Raw genomic sequence first — 19,201 nt, 5'->3', positions numbered from 1 at the left:
GGGACAAGATCATCTTCGCCCAGAACCGAAGGCTGCTCGCGCGGCGGGCGGGAGGCGGATTTCCGGGTGGTTGGGTGGTGGATTGATGGCGGCCTGGAGTCTGTGGACGGCCGAGGTTCTGTGGACGGCCGGAGTCCGGTCAACGGGTGGCCTGGCCGCGGGCAACGTGACCGCCTTGGCCTGGAAGACCCAGACCCCAACGCCACGGCACCGCCGGCCTGGGAACCAGGTGCCGCCGTGGTCAGGCCGGGACGGGTCGAGTAACCTGACCCTGTTGGACCGTATTCGCGAAATCGCGATTTAAAGCCCGTAGAACGGGGAAAGCCCCGTGGGGCGGGAGACATACCCCACGGGGCAAAAAGGGCGCTCAGTGCCCCGGAAATCGCGTTCTAAGCTGCTGGTTTAATCTGGGCTTTGAGCGTCACCCCAAGCGCACGCATCAACCCAAGAGTGGTTGCCAGAAGCGGGGCGCTTTCGCCGTCGCCGCTGAGAGCCATGTTTCGCGCTCGAGCCACGATGCTCAAGGCGTTGGCGACGACGTTGGCGTCACCGCTGGCCAGCGCTTCGTTCAGGAGATCGGTCTGGTCTTCCGGGTCGGTCAGGTATTCCGCCGCGTCGAAGGGGAATGTGTTCAGAGCCATGATGATCTCTCCAATTCCGCAGCCATTTCTTTCGCCTTGCGAATGTCGCGCACTTGGCTCCCCTTGTCGCCGCCGCACAGCAGGACAATCAACACCGAGCCTCGGCGAACGAAATAGAGGCGATAGCCGGGGCCGTAGTCGATGCGAAGCTCGCCGATGCCGTCGAAAAACTTGGCATCGCCCAGCAAGCCGGACTGAACGATGGCGATCCTTTTGGCGATACGACTTCGAGCGCGCTCATCGTTCAGTTTGGCCAGCCAATCGCGGAACGTGGCCGTCTGACGGATCTCGATCATTCGTAATTATGGGTGGCAGGCTTGCGGAGTCAAGACTGACCGCCCTGCCACCCGCTTGGCAGCCCACTCGTCCCCGTGAATGGCGCACTTCAGCTTGAAACGCTGCTCGCCGTCGAGACCCGACTTGCCGGTGGCAATCTTCTGCACGGGACGCCCCTGGAGTTGGGCGGCGATCAGGTCGCGTTCTTGCTGCTTCGTCATGGGGGCACCCTTTCATGTGCGTTGTTCGATGCACTCATCATCCCCATCCCCAGTAGGCTGTTCTCGTGGCGGTTCGACGGCAGATTTCGACCCCGGCGCAGTTCGCCATGGTCACGAATTCGCGAATGCGCTATATCTCCCCCATGCAATGACGCCGTGGCGGCATCTCCCACCCCCGCATCCCGCCGCCACGGTGTCGCTTTGCCACCCAGTCACGAGGCTGAACCTCGGTGACGCCACCCGATCGACAGGTCTCGCCTTGGCGGCGCCTCTTTCCCGCCGCCAAGGCAACGCCACGGATCAGCCATAGGCGGCCCGTGCCGTATCCTTCTGGCGGCACCATGGATCAGCCATAGGCAGCGCCAGCCGTATCCTAGAGGCGACCCGATCGTATTCTGACCACGGCGAAACCTCCCTGCCCTTCCGGCGCTACCACGCACGGCTCTTCCCAAAAAAACGCCCCAGACGCCACTGGGACGCCTGGGGCAGTTGGTCGGCAGGGATAGACGCCGAAGTTTGTTCTCGATCCTTTTTGGCGCTCAGGCGGCCTGGGAAATCAAATCGCTGACCCGGAGGGTGGTCAGCTCCATCTTAATCTCGTGCTGAAGCACCTGGATCGCCGCCACCATGCTGCGCAAGCGGGCGATCTCAGTCCACCCGGCGCCGGCGTCGCTCATGATGGTCCAGGTATTGAAGCGCGGGTGGTAATGCAGGGAGAACTTGGTCGTGTTCACGTTGGCTTCCACGATGGTCACGATCTCGCTCATTGCTGGGGTTCCTTCCCGTGTGATCCCAATGAAGAGATCATGCCCCGGGAAGGGACGGTCACTCGGTTGGCGGATTAGCGAATTCACGAGGCAGTTCTTGATCGCGGCCTGGATTGCATCGACCCTTATATTAACCACGGCCCCGTGCGAATGACCTCGGCCTGGCCAAGGATGCGAAGACCGCGGCGACCTGCGGTTTAGAGAGGGTCGGCCGTGGCTCTGGGAACCTTCCGGCCTGGTGTAAGGGAAAATTCGGGAGACGGAGGGCAGAGCTTGCCGGGGCGAAATCACCTCCTTTCCCCCTTACACAAAAACACCACCCTCCTCTCTTACCTCAAACACCGTCTTGTTCACCTACGTCGTCTTTCCGCCCTCCCTTTTACAGGTTCACGGAGTTAATCCAATGGTCGTTTTAGGGGGAGACGAATTGCAAGCGCTATCAGACGGATGTCAATGTCGGCTAGGCCATTTGCTGGTTCTTTCATTCACAATGTTGTCAAACCATCCACAAAGCTGATAGCCCTGAGTGGCGGAAATCATTCGGGGCGTTATGTCCCGCTCGTCATTGCTCATTTGTGATTTTTGCGCTTACGTTGGCTGATGGTGCGTATCTGCCTTGGTAGAGCGCGCCGCTCATAAGCAAAGGAGTTGAAATGCACACTGTTTCGGAGGTTCACTTTTCACAAATGCGCAGCTTGGCCATCAGGCGCGCCATTCACTGCGTCGGAGATGTGCTCCGGGAGCACAATGTGATTACCGATCTTTCGGTGGATGACCTCAACGCGCACAACGGCGATTTCCAAGACGAATTTGCTTGGCTTATCACCGATTTGATGATGGCGGGATACGGAGTGGTGACGGAGTAGAGGTAAGCCCTTCGACAGGACCCACCTCTACTCACTTCACGGCGGGCGCGTGCTACCTTGGCCGGGGCCGCGCCCGCCTCATTCAAAACACGTCATCGGCGCAGGGTCAAGCCGACGCTAATCCTCATTGGCGTTGTGGGGATCGGCGTGCCTAAATTTATCAACTCTTAGGTCATTCACGATCAACCCGTCTTTAATCAAGACGCCGATATACCAGTCCGCTTCATGTGAAACCATTAGCATGGTTTTGGAACCTAGATGGCTCTGACCTTTGTTCGTATTGGCAACAAAGACAGTGTCGCCATCCAAATCATGAATGGGATTGATATCTCCGATTAACGTGGCGACAGACACGGTGTGAACGATCACGTCCGCGATCCCAGAGTTCGATGGGCCGGGATATGACCATCCCATTTCGCATGAATTATTCATGTCTCTTCCCTCTCACCCGCATGACCCTACAAGCCAGTGGTGAACCAGAAGCCTTGTCCCCAGCCGATGCTGATCCAGGTGCGATATCCATCCCCGTAGGACGCCTTGGTAAAGCTGAAGAGCCAGCCGGCGATCAGCTTGTAGCCGGGGATCTGGTCATCCTTGGTGAACTGGATGATGGCGCGGTTCTTGATATCGTAGCCGATGGTCCAGCCATTCTTCAGCTTGTGCCGCATGAAGCCTTTTCCCTTTAGCATTGGCACACTCCTGGTTCTTCTATCTACGCCTCATGCCGGCAGATCCGTCATCTCACGTAGGGCTTGATGTCGGCGATCGCCGAGCCAGCTCTCCAGCATTGTCCATTCCAGGGTGGCCCTGAAGACCTCATCGGGATCGAAGTCGCTGGCGCTCCGAACCATCCGGCTGATCTTGTTCAGCCAGAGCCAATGATGGCGCTGGGTGATGTCTTCGTAGGTGGCCTTACGACATGATTTTGCGCGCACGCTATAGCAGAGGGTCAGCAGCGGGCCGATGTAGAAGATGACCTCCGGGCCTCGGCTCCAATCGTCATCGTCATAGATGCCGATCATCCCCTTCAGCTTGCCCCTGGTCACGATGATGAGATCGCCGTATTCCATATTGGATCGCTCCCATTGTTTTGATGGGGTCAGTCTATCGGAGCTTTGGTTGTTGTTCGGTTGGCACTTAGGGTCAGGACTCATAACCAGTAACTGACGGTTGCGGCAATGCAGACCGCCGCCATGAAGTTTTTGGCGATGTCGGTCGGCTCTGTCACCACGTCCCCCAATGCTCATTGACCGCGGCGGTCGTTTCTTTCCTGGGCCAGTTCTTGACCTCGATGCCGGCGCTCTCCAGGGACCGTCTGATCGCCATTGCTCGATCATGGTCGCTCATGCGAGCCAGCTCACCGAGGGTTGGCTCCCCTGGTTTCATAAACGCATTGATCAGTGTTTTGGTGGTTTGGTATTCACTGAGATTGGTCATCACCAGCTTCCCCAGAGCGGATTGATCGCCCTGCGCTGGGACTCGGCGCCAGTGTCGAGACGCAGGGCGCGACCAACGGCGATCTTGTTGAGCGTGTCTTCCTGGAGGGTTTGCAGCAGCCAGTCTTCTCCCATATTCGTGACCATGTAGCGATCGTGAGAAGTCACGATAATCCACCTCATACGCCGGGCTGTGTTGAGAGCCTTTCGCTCGGAGGCGTTCAGTATGGGCGCTATTTTGGTCGCCAGCTCCCCGTCCAGGCGATAAAGCAGCTCGCCAATAACGCTATGTTCGATGCCATTGACGTGGCTACGATCATGTTCCGCCATCCACTCCCTGCCCCGGGCGGTGATCGTCATAATCTCTTTGCCTTCGGGACCTTCGGTGTCCACAAGACCGTCCAGTTCGGCGCGAGCGAGCGCGGCGTTGAGCTGAGCCAGCAGCTTCGCGTCGCCGACATCCTGGATTTCCAAGCCGAAGATGCCGATCTTCACGCCGGACTCGATCAAGCCGAGGACTTTTCGCACGCCGGCTGGGGACGCGCCTTTGGTTTTCCCTCCCATGACGGCGCTCATGGCGCGACTCGCTCACGAGCTTGGAACAGCAGACCGGCGCAACGCTCAACCACCTCATGGGAGCAACTATGCTCATCCTGGCAGCCGACGCAGAAGGTTTTCCCTCCCTGCGCCGCGATCAGGTGGGCCTTGAAGAAGTTCACCCTGGTCTTGAAACCGAGGTTGTCGAGATCCTTCGGGTGAACTGCCCACATCTGGAAGGCGCGCTCGTCCAGGGTCATGACTTCGTCCGGGTGCTTGATCTCATGCCCGGCAGCGTTCGAGGTTCTCATGGGCTTTCCCCGTTGTTGATGAGACCAGTTTACGGAGATACTTGCGGCTGCGCGGGCGGTAGATCGAAGGCGAACTCGCCGGTGGCTTCTGCTATTTCCTGGGCCTCGGCCAGATCGCTCGATGTCTTGATAAACCGCTCCACGGCGAGTCCGTAATAAGCGGCCTGTTCGGCGATCCTGCGGTCGAGCCACGTCAGATCATTCATCGCCATGTCAGACGCCCTCCCCGTCCGTAGTCAAAGGTTCCAGCTCTTCGCTGGCGAACAACGGCTTCTTGTCCATGCCTTCGCCCCAGGTCGCGGTGATCTTGTCCACTTCGGCGGTCAACCACGCATCATAGGCGGCATGATCCCACAAGCCGCCTGCCATGAAGGCGTCGGGATTTACCTTTCCGAACTCCCCGACCTTCTCACGGTTCCACAACATGAAGCCGCACATCGAGCCGCCGGGCCAGTCGAGGTGATCCTGCGCTACTTGTTCTTCAGGCGTTCGACCGTGAGCCCTGGCGTAATTTGCATAGCGCGGGTTGTATGCCAACTCTGTCATAGCTCAATTCCTCTCGTTATTCCTGATCCAGATTACGAGAACGGGAGAGGCGTCACGGTCGGCAGGGACATCATGCTTTGCCACTCAGGGATGGCGTCAGGGTCATAATTCGCCGCGGCAGTCGTGATCAGGTCAACAATCTCTTGGTGATCACCGGCCGCCAGAATATTGCCGTCGAAGGGGACGAAAGCGCCTTGGCCCAACCGGAACCACCAGCGATGATCGCCGGTGGTGGGGTCGGCGAACCAAGCAAGCTGGGCACCGATGTCGGTCAGCGTCTCCTGAACGAAATCAACCAGCCTCAAGACGCTCTCCCTTCGTTGGCATATTCGCCGATCACGGCTGAAGCTCCCTCATTCGGATTTCATGCATCTTCATCCCCTCGTCGAGCATTGACCGGGTGAAGTCGCCGATCGGCGTATAGGTGGTCGGCACCCAATTCGGGCCGTAGCAGCACGGCCCCTCCAAGATGGTGAAGTTGCCAGTCCCATCGTCTTTGGCGTCGATCAAATGCGGATGCCATTTGCGGCCGCATTTCTGGCAGGCGATCTTGTCAGCCATTGCCGCTCTCCTTGATCAGCTCGTTGACCCGGCCGGTCCAGCCGCAGTCACAAGTGGCCCGACTGGCGTCATTCCATTCGTGATTGCCCTGGCGCGACAGGTCAGCGGCGGTGCCAACGCGGGTAAGCCGGACCCATACCTGAGCGCAGATGTCGATCTGGCCAGAGCTGCCGCATTTGGGGCAGTGGCATCCGAAGGCATTCACGGTTCAATACTCCGACGGCAGCATGATGGTGGTCATCGTCACCCGGTCATTGGCGTCGCGATCAGCCACGACCATGTAGAACTTCCATTCGCCTTCGGGGGCGTCAGTCAGGGAGATGTTCTTGGTGTGCAGCACGTTGTCGTTGCCATCATCGGAGATGAGAACGGCCTTGGAGCCGGTGACGTTCAGCCGCACGACGATAAATTCCTCGACCTTGCGGATTTCGTTCAACTCGGTCGCCAGAATGTCGAGGAGCCAGAATGCACCGGCCCTCTCGGCGAAGAACTTCACCCCGTCGGTGAAGAGGATTTGCTGGTTCATGGGGTGGCGATAGAAGCGCTCAGCGCCATTGAATTGCGCCAGTTCGTTCTTGAACTGGCCGATCTCTGTCTTGTCCATGTGACCTCCGTTTCATTAGCGAATGGGCTTATTCGCTAATGAAAGAATGACCCAGTCCCGAGTGGCTCGTCGAGAGGCGGATCGTCACCAGCTTTTCCAATCCGGGTTCAACGCTGATCCTGGGCGTCTCTTGACTGGAACGATCTCGGCTGCGGCGCCGCTCGTCAACGGCATGGTGTCAAGCTGCACTCGCTCCCAGAAGGGCACCTTGGCGGACAAAACGTCCGCCAAGGTGTCGAGCTTCAATGCCCTGATGGCCATCAGGCCGCCTGCTTCTGCTCGGGTTGATCGGTATCGCTCAGATCGTAGGCGCCGGCCGTCTGGAACTGACGCATAACCGCGGTCATGGCGTTACTCATTAAGGCAGCGTTGATGGCGGCAGGGAGCAACGGGTTGAACGCCTTTGCACAGGCGTCGATCATGGCGTCGGCAACGGCCGGGTTGACGTCGCTGTCCTTCGCCTTCTGGCGCATCCGCTCGCGAAACTGATCATGGTCTTCCATAGTGCCTCCTTGTTTATTAAGTCAGCGCTGACATAACGCGACGGTCAAGCGATGTCCACTCGCCTTGTCTTTGCGCGCTCGTCATTTGAACGTGATGTCTTTAGGGGCAGCTTGTCTATCGGCGGATCACTGCTCGCCCCGTGGGGCTTTGCTGGGTGGGGTTCTATCCCCTCCCCTCCCCCACTGTCCCGCTTTGGGTTCCGCACTCCCACGGGGCGAAAAAAGGGGCGCAAGGGTCATTGCATACGAGCTTTCTTTTTCGGGAGCGGGTCGAGTGTTGCGTGCCATATGCGGAATTGTGCATAGCATCGCTATGGCGGTAGTAATCCTTATTTTCATCGACCGAAAGTAGCTGCTCATCGTCGAGAACCGCGGCGACGAGCGTCATCAGTGCCACGATGAAGGTAGCCATCTTGATGAGACCGAGACGCATCGCCTTGACCACCGCCTGGATGCACGAGTTGGCACCGAGTTTTTTCCTGATCAAGCCGCAGCCGCCTTCGCAGTCGCACACGTTGGCGCAGACTTCTGCCATCTTGGTGCCGAGGAAAGCGATCTCGGTCTCTGTGAGCTGCGGCCCCAATCTCTCCTCGGCTGCGGCCCTCATCGGCGGCAGGATATGCGAGTGCAAGTGTGAAGCGATCAGGCGCAGCAGCGGGCCATTGTTCTCGACCAGCCTGATTGCTTCAGCCTTGTCTACGGTCACGAGAAAATTGACCAAGGCCCTGGTTCCATCGGCGTCGTGTATGGGGACGGTGAAGCCGCCGAGGATGCCATTGGCAATGACACGTCTAGCCATGGACGCGATGGTCTCGTCGTCAATCGCATCAACAACTTCCGACGTGTGCCATGTGAAGGCGTTCGACGACATCATGGCGGCCCTGACCGCCGGATCGTGCTTCACCAGGTCGTGGTTGACGTAATCCCTGGCCCATTCCGCCGGGATGTCCGACACGAACAGGGGCAGTGGACCATCGTGGTCGATCCCCGGAACCGCGACAAGTTGGTATCCCGTGTAGGTGAAGCCGAGCTGCTGGGCAGCCCTGGTCAGCGCTTGACCCATTTGCATGGCGTCGGTTGCGGCATCGAGGGAAGTCAGGAACTCGTCGAGAACCGCGACCGTGCAGATCTGGGTGCCCAGAGGTTTCTGGATCGGCGTCGCATCGGGTGCAAAATCGAGGCGATAACCGACGCTCCGAACGGTCGTGATGTTCACGCTCACCGCCGCCTGGGTCAGTTTGCGCCTGAGCTGGGCCACCTGGACGCGCACCGTGTCTTCAGCGGTTGCTGGCTCGTCGGCGGCACCGTAGAGCTGGGAGACAATCGCCTCTTTTCGGGCCGGGCGCGGGTGACAGCGCCAAAGGATCTCCATCAAATCGGATTGTTGGCGAGACAGCATCGCGGCGGAGCTGTTCTGTCGAACCTCGCCGCTCTCCCAATCAAAATGAATACCGAGGGTTGAATTGAGGCGACTTGCCACGGTGCGTCTCGTATATGATTGAGCCATGGCTAGTCCTAGCCACAGGCCGGATCGACCGGAGGTAGTCGATCCGGGAGCAAATTATGGTCAACCTCGACTATTTACCAGCGACCAGGAGTTTGTGGCGTGTCATCACTACGCCTCTCAATGGTTTCAATCCGGCGACCACGATTATCTCGCACGATGTTGTCGCCGTATGGGGTTCTCTCGACTGTCCCGACGCGACGGCCGCTCTCGTCCCTCCTAATCCAATAGCCATCGGTTGGGCCTTGTTCGACGGTCCTGACGCGACGGCCTCGGCTGTCCCGCTTGACGTAGAACTCGTCGCTGATCGCCGGTGTCGTCGCTGCCAGTTGACAGATGAGAACAAAGGCGAAAAAAAGATGTTTTTGCAATGCATCCTTGGTCACTGCGACATAGCGAATTAGCGAATAGGCGGATGGTAGCGCGGTCGCAGTCGAAAGAAGACTCGTTCTGGTTGATCTGGACATGGTGTATTCACCTCAGAAATGTCGTGTTGTGACAAGGGAACTTTACCCCAGCGCAACAAGGCACATGTTTCGGCGAAAGTTCGGCAAAAAGCGTCGGCCTCACAAAATTCTATATCGGCCCGGCTATAATAGACTCATGCCCCACGACGGGGCGCGAAATTTCGACCAAGGAGTATGCGCCATGAAGAAGTTTGTCTTTACCTTTTCCCTCGCCATGCTGGCTGTCACCGCTGGTTCCGCTTTCGCCGCCAGCGATTTCGAGCGCGCCACGGCTCTGAGCGCTCTCGCTGAGGACTTTGCCAACAGCAAGTGCCAGACCGCCGGCTATAACGACGGTTCCAAGAATTTGCCCGTCACCGAGGTGTTTTCTGTGGCCCAGGATGGCACCATTAACGATCAGGAAAGCGGCGGCTACACCCGCTATGTCGTGGTGAAGAACCCTTGTTATCGGGAGCCCAACGCCGCCCATTCTTCCCACGACTGACGCTTTTGGCGCAAATGCAGAAGGGCCGGGATTTCCCGGCCCTTTTCGTTTGCTAATTCGCGAAACCGCTAAAGCGTTTCCCATTGCTCGGTCTTGGGATGCAGATAGTCGATGCGAGTGCAGCCATATGCCGGCGCCCCGAAGTCATCAAGCGGCCCAAACGCTTCCTCGCTGTAGTTACCAGCCATCGTGTCGGCATTGACGCTTATCAAACGGCCCTTCAGGCAAAGCTCGTCGTCATCGTCATAAAGGCGGAAGTGAAGCCCCTTGCCATCGACCAGACGATCCTGAAGGTCTTCCGGCGCGTCGCTGGGGCCAATGATACTGGGTTCGTCCTCGGCGGCGTCAATGATCCAGGCGTATTTGGTCATGGCTCAGCCCTCGTAGCTGGTGGGAAGCGGCGCCCCGACCGGGACGATCTTGGTGGGATAGCCCATGCGCCTGATCTGCGCGGCCATGTCATGGGCCGCGGTGGTGTCGAGCGACTCGAAGGTGGTGTTCCAGCGGAAGTTGGCGATGCCGCCGGTGCGGTAGTGGACGCAGAAGCGGTTGGTCATGACTTAGTCCTCGGCTCGATCGTGGATCTTGATCGGCTTGCCCGTCGGCCACCGGCTGTCGCTGCTGTAGGCGAAATTGCCGCCGAACATGAAGCGACCCGGCCGCAGATCATCGGCGGGATAAAGGGCCGGCGGCAGATTGGGGCCTCGATCCACAAGCAAAAGCGTCGGCATTCCACTGCGCTCGGCGAAGATTTCGGGCACGCCCTCGCCCACGATCAGCACCCGGTCAGCTTTCGAGCTGATCCCGCCATTGGTGCAATCAACTCCATCGGCGTCGCGATAAACGCTGGCGATCATTCCTTTTCTGGACATCAGAGCCTCCTCTCGTTGTCGATGTCTCATTCTCACCCAGAGTCCTATGGCTGGGCGGTCGGCGAATTCGCTAATTCGCACAGCCGCCCAGCGTCAGATCAGAACGAGCTGTAGGCGGCGTGGGTCTGGGTGGCTGCCACTGCCGGGCGTTGCTGTGAGCCTGCCTTGGTTTCGATCTCGTCAAGGAGTTGACGCCAGTATTTCTTGATCTTGTTGCGGGTGATGGCGAGCTGTTTGGGGCTTAGAAAGCCGCGGGTTTGGAGCTGTTTGGCAAAGCTCGTCAGGATCTCGGCGTCGGGGCCGGTGAAGCCGACCCCGTTGCTCTCACGAGTGCGCTCGGTCGTTTGTTCTTCAGCGGTCTGTCGGCGGAATACCGCCAGAAGTGCGCGCTTGACAGCTTCGTCGTTGCGGGCAAGAAGCTCTTGAATGGCTTCCTTGTTCCACACCTTGTCGGACATGGGGTCTATCTCCCGTTGTGTTGCTCACGGGTTCAGTCTCCATGTCCGACGTAGGCGGGTCGGGCGGCTAATTAGCGAATGAGCGAATTGCCTAAAAGATCACCGGGATCGCACCGCTCAGCTTGTGCCCGCTGCCAAGACTCTTGACGCGCTTGCCCTGGCGCATGGCGTTCCAGGCGTGGATGAAGAGCACCACGACGTGCGCATTGCGAACGAACAGATCGCTCCTCTTCATGCTGTAAAGCCGATTGCGCAGCGCCAGCACCGGACTCCCCTTGCTCAGGCCAGCGCCATCAATCAGGCTCTCGAAGAACGAGTCGCGCGCCGTCGCATCCACCAGCCCGAACTCGTAGTGGCACCAGGCGGCCACGGAGTGATGGGTGATGCCGGCAAGGGGTTGGGTGGCTTCGACCGAAGCGCGCAGCCCGGGGTTTTCGTTCAGCAGGGCCAGCATTTCTTGCGCGTTGACGCTACCTTGGTTGCTGAGGGAGGCACCGCTGCGATAGCGCCACAGCCAGTTGATCGCCGAGGCAAGGACGGTCGCGCGGACCTCGTTGCTGTAGGTGAGCACATCGGAATTCTTGCGCTTGGCGCAGGTGTCGAGCGTCACCTTCGCGTCGGGATCGACACCGTTGACGAAGACGGTCCAGAAGGGCTTGTTGGACTTCCAGCAGGCCCACAGGCGATGCTGCCCCTGGATCGGGAAGCCGTCACGGTCGATCACCACGCTCTCGCCGTTGAACTTGAACAAGTCGGCTTCCATGACCCGCTGGATCGCCTCGGCGTTGGACCGTCGGAAGTTTCTGTTTCGGCGCTTGTCGGTCTGAAGCCTGTCGAGCAGTTCCTTGGCAAACTCAGGGGTGATCTCTTTCACCTCGACCGTCACACCGGCCAGATAGTGCGGGATCGTCGGATGAACGAGGGTCAAAGTCGCTTTTCTGCTCATGCGCTGTCTCCTCAATGCGCGTCGTTTCGATGGGGGAGAGTTTCGCTCGATCCCAAAGGCGCATCGGTTGGCACATTCGCTAAATCACGTATTCGCGAATGTGCGAAAATTGCGCGTAGAGGGGCAGAAGAGGGGCGGGGGCGACAGGGGTAGCTCACTTCCCATTACCTACGCCCCACGGGGCTGGAAAACGCGAAACACGCGGGGTTCAATCGGGGCGATTTACCCCAGCCCCAGACGGGAAATTCTCGATGGGTGGCAAGGTCCCGGCGTGTCACTCAGGTCGCCATGGCGGCGCTGGAGCACGAAAGAGGCGGGCCATCAGGCCCGCCGGGGGTAGGGGAGGGGCCTGCGCCCCTCCCGAACCCTTACGCAGCTTCCGGCTCTTCCGCCGGGGCACTCGACGCGCCGTCGATGATCCCGTAGATCGCCATCGCCAGAGTGGACTCGGCGTTCAGGGTCAGAGAGTTCCCCGACCGTTCGGCGATCTTCAGCGCCGGGAGGAGCTGCATCATCTGGCTGCCTTGGGCACGGGCCGTCCCGTCGCCGTAGCGGGACATCAGGTCCTCGACGATTTGCTTCGAGGTCGCGGTGCCGCCCTGTTTGCGCAACAACTTCATGGTCTGGACCGTGTAGACGCTCGGGAGCTTGCCGGCGGCGATCGACAGCAGGGTGTTCTCGAACTTCTCGGCGACCTTCACGGCGGTCGGCTTCCGGGCAATCACCGTCGCCTTGTTCTCTTCGAGGTCCACTTCCGCATCGCTCAGGGTCAGCACGAAGGCGTCGGCGGGCAGGCTTTCCAGGGTCAACCGAGGAGCGCGCTCCTTCTTCTCGCGGGGTTCCTTGGGGGCCTTCGCGGTCTTGGTTTCCTCGCTGGGCGCCGGCTCGTCCTTCAGTTCGACGGTGGACTCTTGCTTGGCGTAGATTTCCTGGCGGGTTTCTTCCAGGGCGATCTCGCCGGCGACCTTCTCCAGATCCTCGTCACTCGCTTCGACCGGAGCGTCATCGCCCTCGATCTCGGCCATCAGCGCTTCCAGTTCGGCGTCGTTGTTGGCGGGGGTGGTTTCGACCGGGGCCGGCTCTTCGATCTGGCTCGCAAGGTCCAGGTCGTCGTTCTCATCTTCGATCTCGATCTCAAGGTCCAGGTCGTCGTCTTCGGTATCAGCCGAAAGAACCTCGTCGGCGAGCAGGCTGTCGAGCGAGTCGAGGTCAATCTCGGCCCCGACGGGGGAGGAGGGCAGGGCGGGGGCAACAGTGGCGGCGGTGATCACGACGGCCTCCTCTTTGTTGCGCTTGCGGGAGCGGGTGGTCTTCGAGACGGGGGTCTTGACTTGGGTGTTCGCGCGCTTGGCCATCGGTCTATCTCCTGTGTTGTTGCGCTTGCGTTGTGCGTTGCGCTCTTGATGATTTGAAGATATCGGGATCGGACAGGTTGCGCGGGCGGCAGTCCGCATGGCAGAGGAGCAGGACGACTGCGCACGCGCGCATTAAAGCACGGGTGCGCGCGTGCTTCAGACCGCGATGGCTGATCAATAGGCGAATGGGCGATTTAGCGAATGGGCGGATGCGCCTCAATCAAACCAAGGCGTTGCCGACAAGTTCGAAGGCGAGATCCTGCGTCGCCGCGGTTGAGCCGAGGGCGACGCCATGGCGTCGGACGAAGCCAAGAAAAGGCGGGTGCCAGGATCACCTATAGGCACCCGCTGCCGTATCTACAGAACGGCGCCGACTAAGCCCGTTCGTAGGTTTCCCGCAGGCGCTTGAATTCGGACTGCGACATGGGCGTCAACACCTTCGCCATCGTCACCGGGTGACGGAACCCATGGATGAAGTTCTCGCGCTCAGCGGTGGCGTCGTCTTCCGTCTCGCAGGTGCGGAACGAACGTGCCCCGTCGTGATTGATGATGTCGAACCCATGACCTTGGGTCGGGTGTTTGCGCACCGGACCAACGACAACGGTCGGCAATTTGATCATGTCTTCTTCCCTTTCTTCTGAATGCGGTGGGCGGGGACGCAGGTTCCGTCTTTCTGAACCTCGAACCCCTTCTTCTTGATCGCGGCGACCAGATCAGCGAGCTTGGACCAATAGAGGTTGGGCTCGCCGGCGAGCCCGAGAGGCATTGTCCCATTGATGGTCAGCAGAAACCCCTCGGGCCGCTTCACGATCTTGTGGACGAGGTCGCTCACGACGACGCGGCGCAGTTTGCGACGGTGTGGTTCGCGCACCCATCGAACTCGGGACCGAAACTGCCGCACACGGGGCACATCGCCAGCTCTTCTTCGGCCTGGCCGGGATCGACCTCGTCCTTCCCGGCCATGGAGAGGCGGACCCGCTCAAGAAACTTCCGAGCCTCATCGCACGCCTGGCCGTCGTCACCCTTCAGCAGGTCATTCAAGCGATCGAGAGCCTCGTCGAAATGCTTCAGCTTGGCCCGGTTTTCGGGATCGGAGATGACGAATGACTCGGTGTGGGGCAGGGGGACCGGCACGGTGTCGGCGTCGGGGGCGGCGTAGGCGCACTTGAACTCGCCTCTGGCGATCAGATCAACGAAGCTGTTCGAGATGTCGTCGGTTTTTCCCCACCCCTGCGACAAATCGCCGTCGGCCCGGCGCACGGCCAGATCGCAGATTTCTTTGATCGAGGTGCCGGGGATCGACTTCACGACCACCACGTTGACGTTATATTCGCTGTAGCCGACGTTCACAGTGTGAACCTCGACCTCACCCGTTTCGGAAATCACTTCCTCACCGCAGACGGGACAGCAGCCTTCGATCAGATCGTCGCGGGTGTCGGTGACGAACCCGCATTCAGCAGTGCAGATGTGTCGCATGGGGCAATCTCCTTGCGTTTCAATGTGTTCAGTGTAACTTCCCGCAGAAGGCAGGGCGGTAGGCAAATTAGCGAAAGCGCTAATTATGGCAGGCGTCGAGAAGCTGTCGCGCATGGTGCGGGGAAGGGACGAGGCGTCCTCGGCCGGCATCATGTGCCCCATATCATAGCCGCTGCGAGCGTAGTCGCTCGCCGAAACCCGCTCGCTCTTCGGCAACTGGTCTTCGACGTGAAAGCTTCGCTCCCGGGGTTCGCAACCAAGCGCCTGATCCCGCGTCAGGTCGTATCCAACAACGCGCGGGATCAGATAGTGCCGATCGACCAGGCTGAAGTAGCGCTCGTGGCAGACCGTATCGACCTGAGTAGCGGTCGCCGGCACTGGGATGTTGGGGCATTCGGCCCCGATCGCCGAAAAAGTCAACGATGATTGAGCAAACAAGGCAAAGAAAGCCCAACGAAGGGAGGTCATTTTACACCTTATTAGCGAACAGGCGAATTAGCGTAGAGAGCGCAGAGAGGGGCAACCAGTGCATTCACCTCGGCTGCCAGGTCGTTGTAGTCGTCACCCTCGGGCGACCGGGCGTCGCTCCAGAGCATCGTCTCAGTGCTGGCCATCGACGCCTCGATTTGATCGTGCCGGTTCAGCAGATGCTCGACCGAAGCAATCAGCGGCTCCAGACCCCGAGCCATCGCTAATGGATTGTCAAGGTTGACTTTACGCGCCAGGGCCAAAAACAGCACCATCGCCCGAATGCGATCGGTGATGGTGTTCAGGCGACGAGTGATCTTGTCCAGCATGTCAGTTCTCCAAGGCGGTCTTGAGATCGAAATCGGCGAGCAGCGGTGCCACGGGATCAGCGTCGTTGTAGAATTCTTCCTCGCGAAACCCATCCGGCTTCTTGGAAACGACGCGGGTGTGAACCGCGAGGACCACGCTGTCGGTGCCATAAGGGATGGCGTCGAAGTCCACGTTCAGCTCGATCCAGCGGGCAATCAGCGCCGCCAGCATCGTTTCGGCATAGGGCGTCTCGCAGAACGGATCAGCCGCGGGGCGATCATGCTCGAAGCCGGCGTGGAAGTGCGCCGCGCGGATGGCGAACTCAAGGAAATCGAAGTTGACAGCGATGTCCATGTCACCCCTCCACCGCGAACACTTCGTCCAGGCCGATCTCAGCCTTGGTGATCGAGGGGTGGGTAACATCGGCGCTGGCGGTGCTGCCGTCCGACTGGATGACCTGCACAATCTGATCATCGTCCATGCCGTCGGTGTCGTAGTCGATCACTGCGATATCGAGCCCTCCGAGCGTTTCGGGGGCGTCAGACACAACGGCTTGCACCACGCCGCCCTCGATAACGATAGCCAGGCGAGTGTTGCTTTCCAGCATCGAGGCGATAGTGTCCAAATCGTCGGCTTCCTCGACGGTCAGGACCGACGACTCAGCAACCCCTCGCAGAACGGCGGCAAGTTGGGTTCGGGTCTTCATGTTGTCTCCGTGTGCTAATTCGCTAATAAGCTAATTCTGTCTCATAGCGGGAGGTTGCGCGGGCGGCTACTTTAGAGTGATGACGAACGGGGCGACGCTAATCACCCACCGCCAGAACAGCAGAACGAGACCGGCGGCGCTGATCGTCAGCAGTTTGGTGACGGCACCGTTCTCGACGCCGCCGATGTTGTAGCGGGGAAGGTTCATGAAGCCGGCAATAGCAACGATTGCCGAAAGAGCCAGAGCGATCGCCATCAGGGCGACCCAACCAGTGATTTCCAACATCAGACCTTCTCCTTCTTCATGTCAGCGAGATACGCCTCGGCAGCCTGACGCGCCCGCTTCTCAATCGTGTCGCTGAAAAACACCCAACCATTGCCGGTCTTGACGCCGAACTGGTAGCGAAGGGCGCGACCAAGGTGCCGAATGTGATGTGGGCCGCGCAGCGTGCCGATCGCGAATTCCTGATAAGTCACGACGCTTTCCTTTCAGCCCAGCGATGGCACAAGCCGGTGGCGAGGGCGCCGACATAGCCGTGAAAATCGCTGTCGGCGGCGCAGTAATGGGTGAAGCCCAGTTCCTTGGGGTGCGGAGCCTTCTCATAGCCGTTGCAGGTGGCGCAGCTCGCGCCCTTGGCCCGCAGAGCCAGAACGGTTTCAGCCTCTTCGCCCCGCTTGCGGAGCTGCTGGCGCTTCTTGCTGGCGCCGGGCTTGTTGACGATCCGGCACCACTCGGCGGGGAAGTGCTTGAACGCCAGAGCGTCGCGAGGATTGGCGGTCATCGAGGCCCCCGATAGCGCTTGGACTTAACCTGCCGACGCGCATGACGGTTCAGCGGCGGGTCCACGAACTCGTCGATGCTGATAACGCGCCCAGTGCGTCCGCGGATTTCACCGTCAGTCGGCACGATCTCGACCACCCGGCGCTTCAGCTCGTGCAAGAGGATGTCGCGGCTGTCGGCACAGCAGTCGCCCTCGGCGACTCCGCTGTATTCGCTGTCATCCACGCGGTCGATGATCGCCTGGTAGTCGGCGATGCCCTTGCGCAGCTCGTCGTCGGTCCAGGCCGCCAAGTCCTCGGACTTGTCGATGAAGCGGCGGTGGCCCTGCTCGTCGAAAATGCTCTTCATCCCTCGCTCTCCGTTCGTGCTTTCGCGAATACGCTAATTCTGCCCCACAGCAGCAGGCTTTGCGGGCGGCACATCGTGATGTTCGCGCCAATGCGTGAGGTAGCTGTCGTGATCGCCACAATCGACGCCACAGCGAGGGCAGTGACAGGGGCGTTTGGACTCGGGCTTTGGCGCGACCTTCACGCCAACCGGCTCATACATGATGTCGTGGCTGTAGCGCCCCTTCTCCCATGAGCGCCTGCGGCGCAGCTTGCCTTCCTTGACCAGCTCGCGACACTTCTTGGCCATTCCCTCGGCACGCCAGAGATACTTCGGCACCGAGAACCAGCCCTTGCGCAGGGCGATGGCCATAATCTCATCCTTGTTCTTGCGCCAAGGGTCCATGTTGACCGGCGGCTTACGCATTTTGCAGGCCCTCGGTCAGCTTCATCATGGCATTGAGGCGAGCGTTGATCTGGCGCTCGATCTCCTCGCCGACGAGGCCGTTGATCTTCTTGATCAAGGCGTCTTGATGCTGGCTCAGCCGCTCCTCCAGACGGGGGAGCATGGCGGTGATCGCCTTCTCCGCGACATCTCGGGCGGTCTGCTCGGCGGCGGCCTTGGTCTGTGCATTAAGCACGTCGTAGACGCACCCGCGCACCATGTCGCGCACTCTGTCGGACAGCGCATCGCCCCGCCAATTCAACATCTGGGCGTTGATGCGCTGTTTGAGGTCAGCCATTATGTCGTCGGCAAATTTGGCGGCATAACCGTCGGGCAGCTTGCGCTTCAGCTCCTCGGCCACCTTCTCGCGGGCGACGGCGAGAAGTTCCACCTCGATCTCGGGATGTCCCCCAAGCAGCGCTTTGAGCGTGGCAGTGTCGATAACGATCTTGTTCATGCGGCGATCCTCCAGGTGGTTTCGGACTCGATCGGTCCAAGAGTGTTGAACAGGGTCTTGGCGAGTCGGCGGGCGCGAGCGAGGTTCAGGAAGCTGTCGATCCGAACGCCGTCAACGCTGACGACATAGAAGTGCCGAGGACGAACGTGCGCCCGACGGACTCGAACGCGACGGCCAGCGGCGTTCACGGCGATTTCCTCGAAGAACGTCTTCATCAGGCAGCCCTCCGACGAAACACGCCAATGAAGCGCAAGAATTCGACGAAGAGGTTCAGTTCGTTCGAGTTCCAGCCGCCGGCGCTTTTGGGGTCATTCTGATCCTTGCCGGCGACCATCCAGTTGATCGTTTCACGCCACATGTCGTCGAGCAGCGGCTTGGTCTTGGGGTGCGTCAGCGCCGCCGTCATCTTGACGAAACGATTTTTGCGGGACACCCACCACAGCCAGCGCATCGCAAAGCCTTTCGGCAGCATCAAGCCGCTGGTCATGCAAAAGGCGACGATCATCGCTCTGTCGTGGTCACTTGTCGTCACGAGGGCGAGCCGCAGTCTTTCCAAATCTGAGGAGTTGGTGTAATCGAAGCTGTTCATCAGGCATCTTCCTTGCCATTGGCATGTGCCGCTGGACGTTTTCGACTCCCGCGTTGATCGTGACCTCCGCGTTACGAAGCATGTCCTTGGCGAAGTCGATTTGCATCCCGGCGTATTCGATCATGCCTTTGGCGCCGGTGGCGAACGCGCAAATGTTCTGGAGATTGCCAACTCCACCACCGTTGATGTCTTCGAGCATGGTCAAAACACCATCAAGAACCTTGGTGACGCCGGAAATTATCGACACGATGCTGATGATTTCACTTTCGAGGGCTTCAAAATTTTCAGGA

The 19,201-nt window shown here is 59.7% G+C and carries 42 protein-coding genes; 2 read left to right on the top strand and 40 right to left on the bottom strand.

The window, feature by feature from the left end; genetic code table 11:
• Nucleotides 1-389: 389 nt before the first annotated feature.
• The 4 genes from PHAMO_RS17545 to PHAMO_RS17530 form a co-directional block, all read right to left on the bottom strand.
• Nucleotides 390-641 carry a helix-turn-helix domain-containing transcriptional regulator gene (locus PHAMO_RS17545; protein ID WP_040567797.1) on the bottom strand — a complete coding sequence of 84 codons (252 nt, stop codon included), beginning with the start codon at nt 639-641 and terminating at the stop codon, nt 390-392.
• The gene (locus tag PHAMO_RS17540; RefSeq protein WP_002731307.1) at nt 632-937 is read right to left on the bottom strand and encodes a type II toxin-antitoxin system RelE/ParE family toxin; all 306 of its coding nucleotides are present in this window, start codon (nt 935-937) and stop codon (nt 632-634) included. The genes PHAMO_RS17545 and PHAMO_RS17540 overlap by 10 nt, the downstream gene beginning before the upstream one ends.
• 6 nt (nt 938-943) lie before the next feature.
• A complete protein-coding gene (locus tag PHAMO_RS17535; RefSeq protein WP_002731305.1) occupies nt 944-1,138 on the bottom strand; it encodes a hypothetical protein in 195 nt (64 codons plus the stop codon).
• A gap of 539 nt (nt 1,139-1,677) precedes the next feature.
• The gene (locus tag PHAMO_RS17530; protein WP_002731303.1) at nt 1,678-1,905 is read right to left on the bottom strand and encodes a hypothetical protein; all 228 of its coding nucleotides are present in this window, start codon (nt 1,903-1,905) and stop codon (nt 1,678-1,680) included.
• Nucleotides 1,906-2,558: 653 nt separating this feature from the next.
• Here PHAMO_RS17530 and PHAMO_RS17525 point away from each other — a divergent pair.
• Nucleotides 2,559-2,771 (top strand): hypothetical protein, encoded by a 213-nt coding sequence (locus tag PHAMO_RS17525; protein ID WP_002731300.1) that lies wholly within the window; start codon nt 2,559-2,561, stop codon nt 2,769-2,771.
• Nucleotides 2,772-2,888: 117 nt separating this feature from the next.
• Here the strand turns inward: PHAMO_RS17525 and PHAMO_RS17520 are convergent, their stop codons facing one another.
• The 15 genes from PHAMO_RS17520 to PHAMO_RS17455 all read right to left on the bottom strand — a co-directional run bounded on the left by PHAMO_RS17520 (nt 2,889) and on the right by PHAMO_RS17455 (nt 8,749).
• On the bottom strand, nt 2,889-3,140 hold the full coding sequence (locus PHAMO_RS17520) for a hypothetical protein (RefSeq protein ID WP_155801874.1): 252 nt from the start codon (nt 3,138-3,140) through the stop codon (nt 2,889-2,891).
• Nucleotides 3,141-3,229: 89 nt separating this feature from the next.
• Entirely contained in the window at nt 3,230-3,460 is a 231-nt protein-coding gene (locus PHAMO_RS17515; RefSeq protein WP_002731298.1) for a hypothetical protein, read from the bottom strand.
• 30 nt (nt 3,461-3,490) lie between these two features.
• Entirely contained in the window at nt 3,491-3,841 is a 351-nt protein-coding gene (locus tag PHAMO_RS17510) for a hypothetical protein (RefSeq protein ID WP_002731296.1), read from the bottom strand.
• 154 nt (nt 3,842-3,995) lie between these two features.
• Entirely contained in the window at nt 3,996-4,208 is a 213-nt protein-coding gene (locus tag PHAMO_RS17505) for a hypothetical protein (RefSeq protein WP_002731294.1), read from the bottom strand.
• Nucleotides 4,208-4,783, bottom strand: a complete 576-nt coding sequence (locus tag PHAMO_RS17500) for a hypothetical protein (RefSeq protein ID WP_002731293.1) — start codon at nt 4,781-4,783, stop codon at nt 4,208-4,210. Before PHAMO_RS17500 ends, PHAMO_RS17505 begins: the two co-directional genes overlap by 1 nt.
• A complete protein-coding gene (locus PHAMO_RS17495; protein WP_002731292.1) occupies nt 4,780-5,055 on the bottom strand; it encodes a hypothetical protein in 276 nt (91 codons plus the stop codon). Before PHAMO_RS17495 ends, PHAMO_RS17500 begins: the two co-directional genes overlap by 4 nt.
• Nucleotides 5,056-5,084: 29 nt before the next feature.
• Nucleotides 5,085-5,267 (bottom strand): hypothetical protein, encoded by a 183-nt coding sequence (locus tag PHAMO_RS17490; RefSeq protein ID WP_002731290.1) that lies wholly within the window; start codon nt 5,265-5,267, stop codon nt 5,085-5,087.
• 1 nt (nt 5,268) lies between these two features.
• Nucleotides 5,269-5,601 (bottom strand): hypothetical protein, encoded by a 333-nt coding sequence (locus PHAMO_RS17485; RefSeq protein ID WP_002731289.1) that lies wholly within the window; start codon nt 5,599-5,601, stop codon nt 5,269-5,271.
• A 32-nt stretch (nt 5,602-5,633) separates the two neighbouring features.
• On the bottom strand, nt 5,634-5,906 hold the full coding sequence (locus PHAMO_RS17480) for a hypothetical protein (protein WP_002731287.1): 273 nt from the start codon (nt 5,904-5,906) through the stop codon (nt 5,634-5,636).
• Nucleotides 5,907-5,937: 31 nt separating this feature from the next.
• Nucleotides 5,938-6,162, bottom strand: coding sequence for a hypothetical protein (locus PHAMO_RS17475; protein WP_002731286.1), 225 nt, complete (start codon nt 6,160-6,162; stop codon nt 5,938-5,940).
• Nucleotides 6,155-6,367 (bottom strand): hypothetical protein, encoded by a 213-nt coding sequence (locus PHAMO_RS17470; RefSeq protein WP_040567796.1) that lies wholly within the window; start codon nt 6,365-6,367, stop codon nt 6,155-6,157. Before PHAMO_RS17470 ends, PHAMO_RS17475 begins: the two co-directional genes overlap by 8 nt.
• 3 nt (nt 6,368-6,370) lie before the next feature.
• A complete protein-coding gene (locus PHAMO_RS17465) occupies nt 6,371-6,766 on the bottom strand; it encodes a DUF6876 family protein (protein WP_002731285.1) in 396 nt (131 codons plus the stop codon).
• Between the two features lie 84 nt (nt 6,767-6,850).
• A complete protein-coding gene (locus PHAMO_RS19640) occupies nt 6,851-7,027 on the bottom strand; it encodes a hypothetical protein (protein ID WP_002731282.1) in 177 nt (58 codons plus the stop codon).
• Complete coding sequence (locus tag PHAMO_RS17460) at nt 7,027-7,269, bottom strand: hypothetical protein (RefSeq protein WP_002731280.1); 243 nt, start codon at nt 7,267-7,269, stop codon at nt 7,027-7,029. Before PHAMO_RS17460 ends, PHAMO_RS19640 begins: the two co-directional genes overlap by 1 nt.
• 163 nt (nt 7,270-7,432) lie before the next feature.
• On the bottom strand, nt 7,433-8,749 hold the full coding sequence (locus PHAMO_RS17455; protein WP_162136977.1) for an autoinducer binding domain-containing protein: 1,317 nt from the start codon (nt 8,747-8,749) through the stop codon (nt 7,433-7,435).
• A 672-nt stretch (nt 8,750-9,421) separates the two neighbouring features.
• Between PHAMO_RS17455 and PHAMO_RS17445 the strand changes: the two genes are divergently transcribed.
• Complete coding sequence (locus PHAMO_RS17445) at nt 9,422-9,724, top strand: hypothetical protein (RefSeq protein ID WP_002731275.1); 303 nt, start codon at nt 9,422-9,424, stop codon at nt 9,722-9,724.
• Nucleotides 9,725-9,792: 68 nt separating this feature from the next.
• Here the strand turns inward: PHAMO_RS17445 and PHAMO_RS17440 are convergent, their stop codons facing one another.
• From PHAMO_RS17440 to PHAMO_RS19765, 21 genes are all read right to left on the bottom strand, one after another.
• On the bottom strand, nt 9,793-10,095 hold the full coding sequence (locus tag PHAMO_RS17440) for a hypothetical protein (RefSeq protein ID WP_002731274.1): 303 nt from the start codon (nt 10,093-10,095) through the stop codon (nt 9,793-9,795).
• Between the two features lie 3 nt (nt 10,096-10,098).
• Nucleotides 10,099-10,281, bottom strand: coding sequence for a hypothetical protein (locus PHAMO_RS17435; protein WP_002731273.1), 183 nt, complete (start codon nt 10,279-10,281; stop codon nt 10,099-10,101).
• Between the two features lie 3 nt (nt 10,282-10,284).
• A complete protein-coding gene (locus tag PHAMO_RS17430; protein ID WP_002731272.1) occupies nt 10,285-10,596 on the bottom strand; it encodes a hypothetical protein in 312 nt (103 codons plus the stop codon).
• Nucleotides 10,597-10,694: 98 nt separating this feature from the next.
• On the bottom strand, nt 10,695-11,054 hold the full coding sequence (locus PHAMO_RS17425; protein WP_002731271.1) for a hypothetical protein: 360 nt from the start codon (nt 11,052-11,054) through the stop codon (nt 10,695-10,697).
• A gap of 91 nt (nt 11,055-11,145) precedes the next feature.
• Complete coding sequence (locus PHAMO_RS17420) at nt 11,146-12,000, bottom strand: hypothetical protein (protein ID WP_002731270.1); 855 nt, start codon at nt 11,998-12,000, stop codon at nt 11,146-11,148.
• 368 nt (nt 12,001-12,368) lie between these two features.
• Nucleotides 12,369-13,355: a hypothetical protein gene (locus PHAMO_RS17415; protein ID WP_002731268.1), complete on the bottom strand. Its 987-nt coding sequence runs from the start codon at nt 13,353-13,355 to the stop codon at nt 12,369-12,371.
• Between the two features lie 374 nt (nt 13,356-13,729).
• Nucleotides 13,730-13,975, bottom strand: coding sequence for a hypothetical protein (locus PHAMO_RS17410; protein WP_002731266.1), 246 nt, complete (start codon nt 13,973-13,975; stop codon nt 13,730-13,732).
• Complete coding sequence (locus PHAMO_RS17405; RefSeq protein WP_040567795.1) at nt 13,972-14,187, bottom strand: hypothetical protein; 216 nt, start codon at nt 14,185-14,187, stop codon at nt 13,972-13,974. The genes PHAMO_RS17410 and PHAMO_RS17405 overlap by 4 nt, the downstream gene beginning before the upstream one ends.
• Complete coding sequence (locus tag PHAMO_RS17400) at nt 14,184-15,299, bottom strand: DNA/RNA non-specific endonuclease (RefSeq protein WP_002731262.1); 1,116 nt, start codon at nt 15,297-15,299, stop codon at nt 14,184-14,186. Before PHAMO_RS17400 ends, PHAMO_RS17405 begins: the two co-directional genes overlap by 4 nt.
• Before the next feature lie 11 nt (nt 15,300-15,310).
• Nucleotides 15,311-15,628 (bottom strand): hypothetical protein, encoded by a 318-nt coding sequence (locus PHAMO_RS17395; protein WP_002731261.1) that lies wholly within the window; start codon nt 15,626-15,628, stop codon nt 15,311-15,313.
• A 1-nt stretch (nt 15,629) separates the two neighbouring features.
• Nucleotides 15,630-15,962, bottom strand: a complete 333-nt coding sequence (locus PHAMO_RS17390; protein WP_002731259.1) for a hypothetical protein — start codon at nt 15,960-15,962, stop codon at nt 15,630-15,632.
• 1 nt (nt 15,963) lies between these two features.
• Entirely contained in the window at nt 15,964-16,314 is a 351-nt protein-coding gene (locus PHAMO_RS17385) for a hypothetical protein (RefSeq protein ID WP_002731258.1), read from the bottom strand.
• A 66-nt stretch (nt 16,315-16,380) separates the two neighbouring features.
• A complete protein-coding gene (locus tag PHAMO_RS17380) occupies nt 16,381-16,599 on the bottom strand; it encodes a hypothetical protein (RefSeq protein ID WP_002731257.1) in 219 nt (72 codons plus the stop codon).
• Complete coding sequence (locus PHAMO_RS17375; RefSeq protein ID WP_040567794.1) at nt 16,599-16,790, bottom strand: hypothetical protein; 192 nt, start codon at nt 16,788-16,790, stop codon at nt 16,599-16,601. Before PHAMO_RS17375 ends, PHAMO_RS17380 begins: the two co-directional genes overlap by 1 nt.
• A complete protein-coding gene (locus PHAMO_RS17370) occupies nt 16,787-17,095 on the bottom strand; it encodes a hypothetical protein (RefSeq protein WP_002731256.1) in 309 nt (102 codons plus the stop codon). The genes PHAMO_RS17375 and PHAMO_RS17370 overlap by 4 nt, the downstream gene beginning before the upstream one ends.
• Entirely contained in the window at nt 17,092-17,442 is a 351-nt protein-coding gene (locus PHAMO_RS17365; protein ID WP_002731255.1) for a hypothetical protein, read from the bottom strand. Before PHAMO_RS17365 ends, PHAMO_RS17370 begins: the two co-directional genes overlap by 4 nt.
• A gap of 33 nt (nt 17,443-17,475) precedes the next feature.
• On the bottom strand, nt 17,476-17,847 hold the full coding sequence (locus PHAMO_RS17360; protein WP_002731254.1) for a hypothetical protein: 372 nt from the start codon (nt 17,845-17,847) through the stop codon (nt 17,476-17,478).
• Nucleotides 17,840-18,322, bottom strand: a complete 483-nt coding sequence (locus tag PHAMO_RS17355; protein WP_002731253.1) for a hypothetical protein — start codon at nt 18,320-18,322, stop codon at nt 17,840-17,842. Before PHAMO_RS17355 ends, PHAMO_RS17360 begins: the two co-directional genes overlap by 8 nt.
• A complete protein-coding gene (locus tag PHAMO_RS17350) occupies nt 18,319-18,537 on the bottom strand; it encodes a hypothetical protein (RefSeq protein ID WP_002731252.1) in 219 nt (72 codons plus the stop codon). The genes PHAMO_RS17355 and PHAMO_RS17350 overlap by 4 nt, the downstream gene beginning before the upstream one ends.
• A complete protein-coding gene (locus tag PHAMO_RS17345) occupies nt 18,537-18,911 on the bottom strand; it encodes a hypothetical protein (protein WP_002731251.1) in 375 nt (124 codons plus the stop codon). The genes PHAMO_RS17350 and PHAMO_RS17345 overlap by 1 nt, the downstream gene beginning before the upstream one ends.
• The coding region (locus PHAMO_RS19765; protein ID WP_162136976.1) for a hypothetical protein at nt 18,841-19,201 on the bottom strand (361 nt) is incomplete at its 5' end. The genes PHAMO_RS19765 and PHAMO_RS17345, both read right to left, overlap by 71 nt.

This window comes from Magnetospirillum molischianum DSM 120 (assembly GCF_000294655.1).
In the GTDB taxonomy this organism is placed as follows: Bacteria; Pseudomonadota; Alphaproteobacteria; order Rhodospirillales; family Magnetospirillaceae; genus Phaeospirillum; species Phaeospirillum molischianum.
This window is presented reverse-complemented; position numbering and strand designations above follow the sequence as displayed.

Coding starts and splice junctions, on each gene's coding strand:
- PHAMO_RS17445 (WP_002731275.1), top strand. CDS start 9,422: ATGAAGAAGTTTGTCTTTACCTTTTCCCTCGCCATGCTGGCTGTCACC.
- PHAMO_RS17370 (WP_002731256.1), bottom strand. CDS start 17,095: ATGACCGCCAATCCTCGCGACGCTCTGGCGTTCAAGCACTTCCCCGCC.
- PHAMO_RS17415 (WP_002731268.1), bottom strand. CDS start 13,355: ATGGCCAAGCGCGCGAACACCCAAGTCAAGACCCCCGTCTCGAAGACC.
- PHAMO_RS17430 (WP_002731272.1), bottom strand. CDS start 10,596: ATGTCCAGAAAAGGAATGATCGCCAGCGTTTATCGCGACGCCGATGGA.
- PHAMO_RS17495 (WP_002731292.1), bottom strand. CDS start 5,055: ATGAGAACCTCGAACGCTGCCGGGCATGAGATCAAGCACCCGGACGAA.
- PHAMO_RS17530 (WP_002731303.1), bottom strand. CDS start 1,905: ATGAGCGAGATCGTGACCATCGTGGAAGCCAACGTGAACACGACCAAG.
- PHAMO_RS17345 (WP_002731251.1), bottom strand. CDS start 18,911: ATGAACAGCTTCGATTACACCAACTCCTCAGATTTGGAAAGACTGCGG.
- PHAMO_RS17510 (WP_002731296.1), bottom strand. CDS start 3,841: ATGGAATACGGCGATCTCATCATCGTGACCAGGGGCAAGCTGAAGGGG.
- PHAMO_RS17360 (WP_002731254.1), bottom strand. CDS start 17,847: ATGCGTAAGCCGCCGGTCAACATGGACCCTTGGCGCAAGAACAAGGAT.
- PHAMO_RS17525 (WP_002731300.1), top strand. CDS start 2,559: ATGCACACTGTTTCGGAGGTTCACTTTTCACAAATGCGCAGCTTGGCC.
- PHAMO_RS17500 (WP_002731293.1), bottom strand. CDS start 4,783: ATGAGCGCCGTCATGGGAGGGAAAACCAAAGGCGCGTCCCCAGCCGGC.
- PHAMO_RS17465 (WP_002731285.1), bottom strand. CDS start 6,766: ATGGACAAGACAGAGATCGGCCAGTTCAAGAACGAACTGGCGCAATTC.
- PHAMO_RS17475 (WP_002731286.1), bottom strand. CDS start 6,162: ATGGCTGACAAGATCGCCTGCCAGAAATGCGGCCGCAAATGGCATCCG.
- PHAMO_RS17365 (WP_002731255.1), bottom strand. CDS start 17,442: ATGAAGAGCATTTTCGACGAGCAGGGCCACCGCCGCTTCATCGACAAG.
- PHAMO_RS17390 (WP_002731259.1), bottom strand. CDS start 15,962: ATGGACATCGCTGTCAACTTCGATTTCCTTGAGTTCGCCATCCGCGCG.
- PHAMO_RS17410 (WP_002731266.1), bottom strand. CDS start 13,975: ATGATCAAATTGCCGACCGTTGTCGTTGGTCCGGTGCGCAAACACCCG.
- PHAMO_RS17485 (WP_002731289.1), bottom strand. CDS start 5,601: ATGACAGAGTTGGCATACAACCCGCGCTATGCAAATTACGCCAGGGCT.
- PHAMO_RS17505 (WP_002731294.1), bottom strand. CDS start 4,208: ATGACCAATCTCAGTGAATACCAAACCACCAAAACACTGATCAATGCG.
- PHAMO_RS17460 (WP_002731280.1), bottom strand. CDS start 7,269: ATGGAAGACCATGATCAGTTTCGCGAGCGGATGCGCCAGAAGGCGAAG.
- PHAMO_RS17385 (WP_002731258.1), bottom strand. CDS start 16,314: ATGAAGACCCGAACCCAACTTGCCGCCGTTCTGCGAGGGGTTGCTGAG.
- PHAMO_RS17355 (WP_002731253.1), bottom strand. CDS start 18,322: ATGAACAAGATCGTTATCGACACTGCCACGCTCAAAGCGCTGCTTGGG.
- PHAMO_RS17395 (WP_002731261.1), bottom strand. CDS start 15,628: ATGCTGGACAAGATCACTCGTCGCCTGAACACCATCACCGATCGCATT.
- PHAMO_RS17420 (WP_002731270.1), bottom strand. CDS start 12,000: ATGAGCAGAAAAGCGACTTTGACCCTCGTTCATCCGACGATCCCGCAC.
- PHAMO_RS17515 (WP_002731298.1), bottom strand. CDS start 3,460: ATGCTAAAGGGAAAAGGCTTCATGCGGCACAAGCTGAAGAATGGCTGG.
- PHAMO_RS17400 (WP_002731262.1), bottom strand. CDS start 15,299: ATGACCTCCCTTCGTTGGGCTTTCTTTGCCTTGTTTGCTCAATCATCG.
- PHAMO_RS17380 (WP_002731257.1), bottom strand. CDS start 16,599: ATGTTGGAAATCACTGGTTGGGTCGCCCTGATGGCGATCGCTCTGGCT.
- PHAMO_RS17490 (WP_002731290.1), bottom strand. CDS start 5,267: ATGGCGATGAATGATCTGACGTGGCTCGACCGCAGGATCGCCGAACAG.
- PHAMO_RS17425 (WP_002731271.1), bottom strand. CDS start 11,054: ATGTCCGACAAGGTGTGGAACAAGGAAGCCATTCAAGAGCTTCTTGCC.
- PHAMO_RS17545 (WP_040567797.1), bottom strand. CDS start 641: ATGGCTCTGAACACATTCCCCTTCGACGCGGCGGAATACCTGACCGAC.
- PHAMO_RS17540 (WP_002731307.1), bottom strand. CDS start 937: ATGATCGAGATCCGTCAGACGGCCACGTTCCGCGATTGGCTGGCCAAA.
- PHAMO_RS17435 (WP_002731273.1), bottom strand. CDS start 10,281: ATGACCAACCGCTTCTGCGTCCACTACCGCACCGGCGGCATCGCCAAC.
- PHAMO_RS17350 (WP_002731252.1), bottom strand. CDS start 18,537: ATGAAGACGTTCTTCGAGGAAATCGCCGTGAACGCCGCTGGCCGTCGC.
- PHAMO_RS19640 (WP_002731282.1), bottom strand. CDS start 7,027: ATGGCCATCAGGGCATTGAAGCTCGACACCTTGGCGGACGTTTTGTCC.
- PHAMO_RS17440 (WP_002731274.1), bottom strand. CDS start 10,095: ATGACCAAATACGCCTGGATCATTGACGCCGCCGAGGACGAACCCAGT.
- PHAMO_RS17535 (WP_002731305.1), bottom strand. CDS start 1,138: ATGACGAAGCAGCAAGAACGCGACCTGATCGCCGCCCAACTCCAGGGG.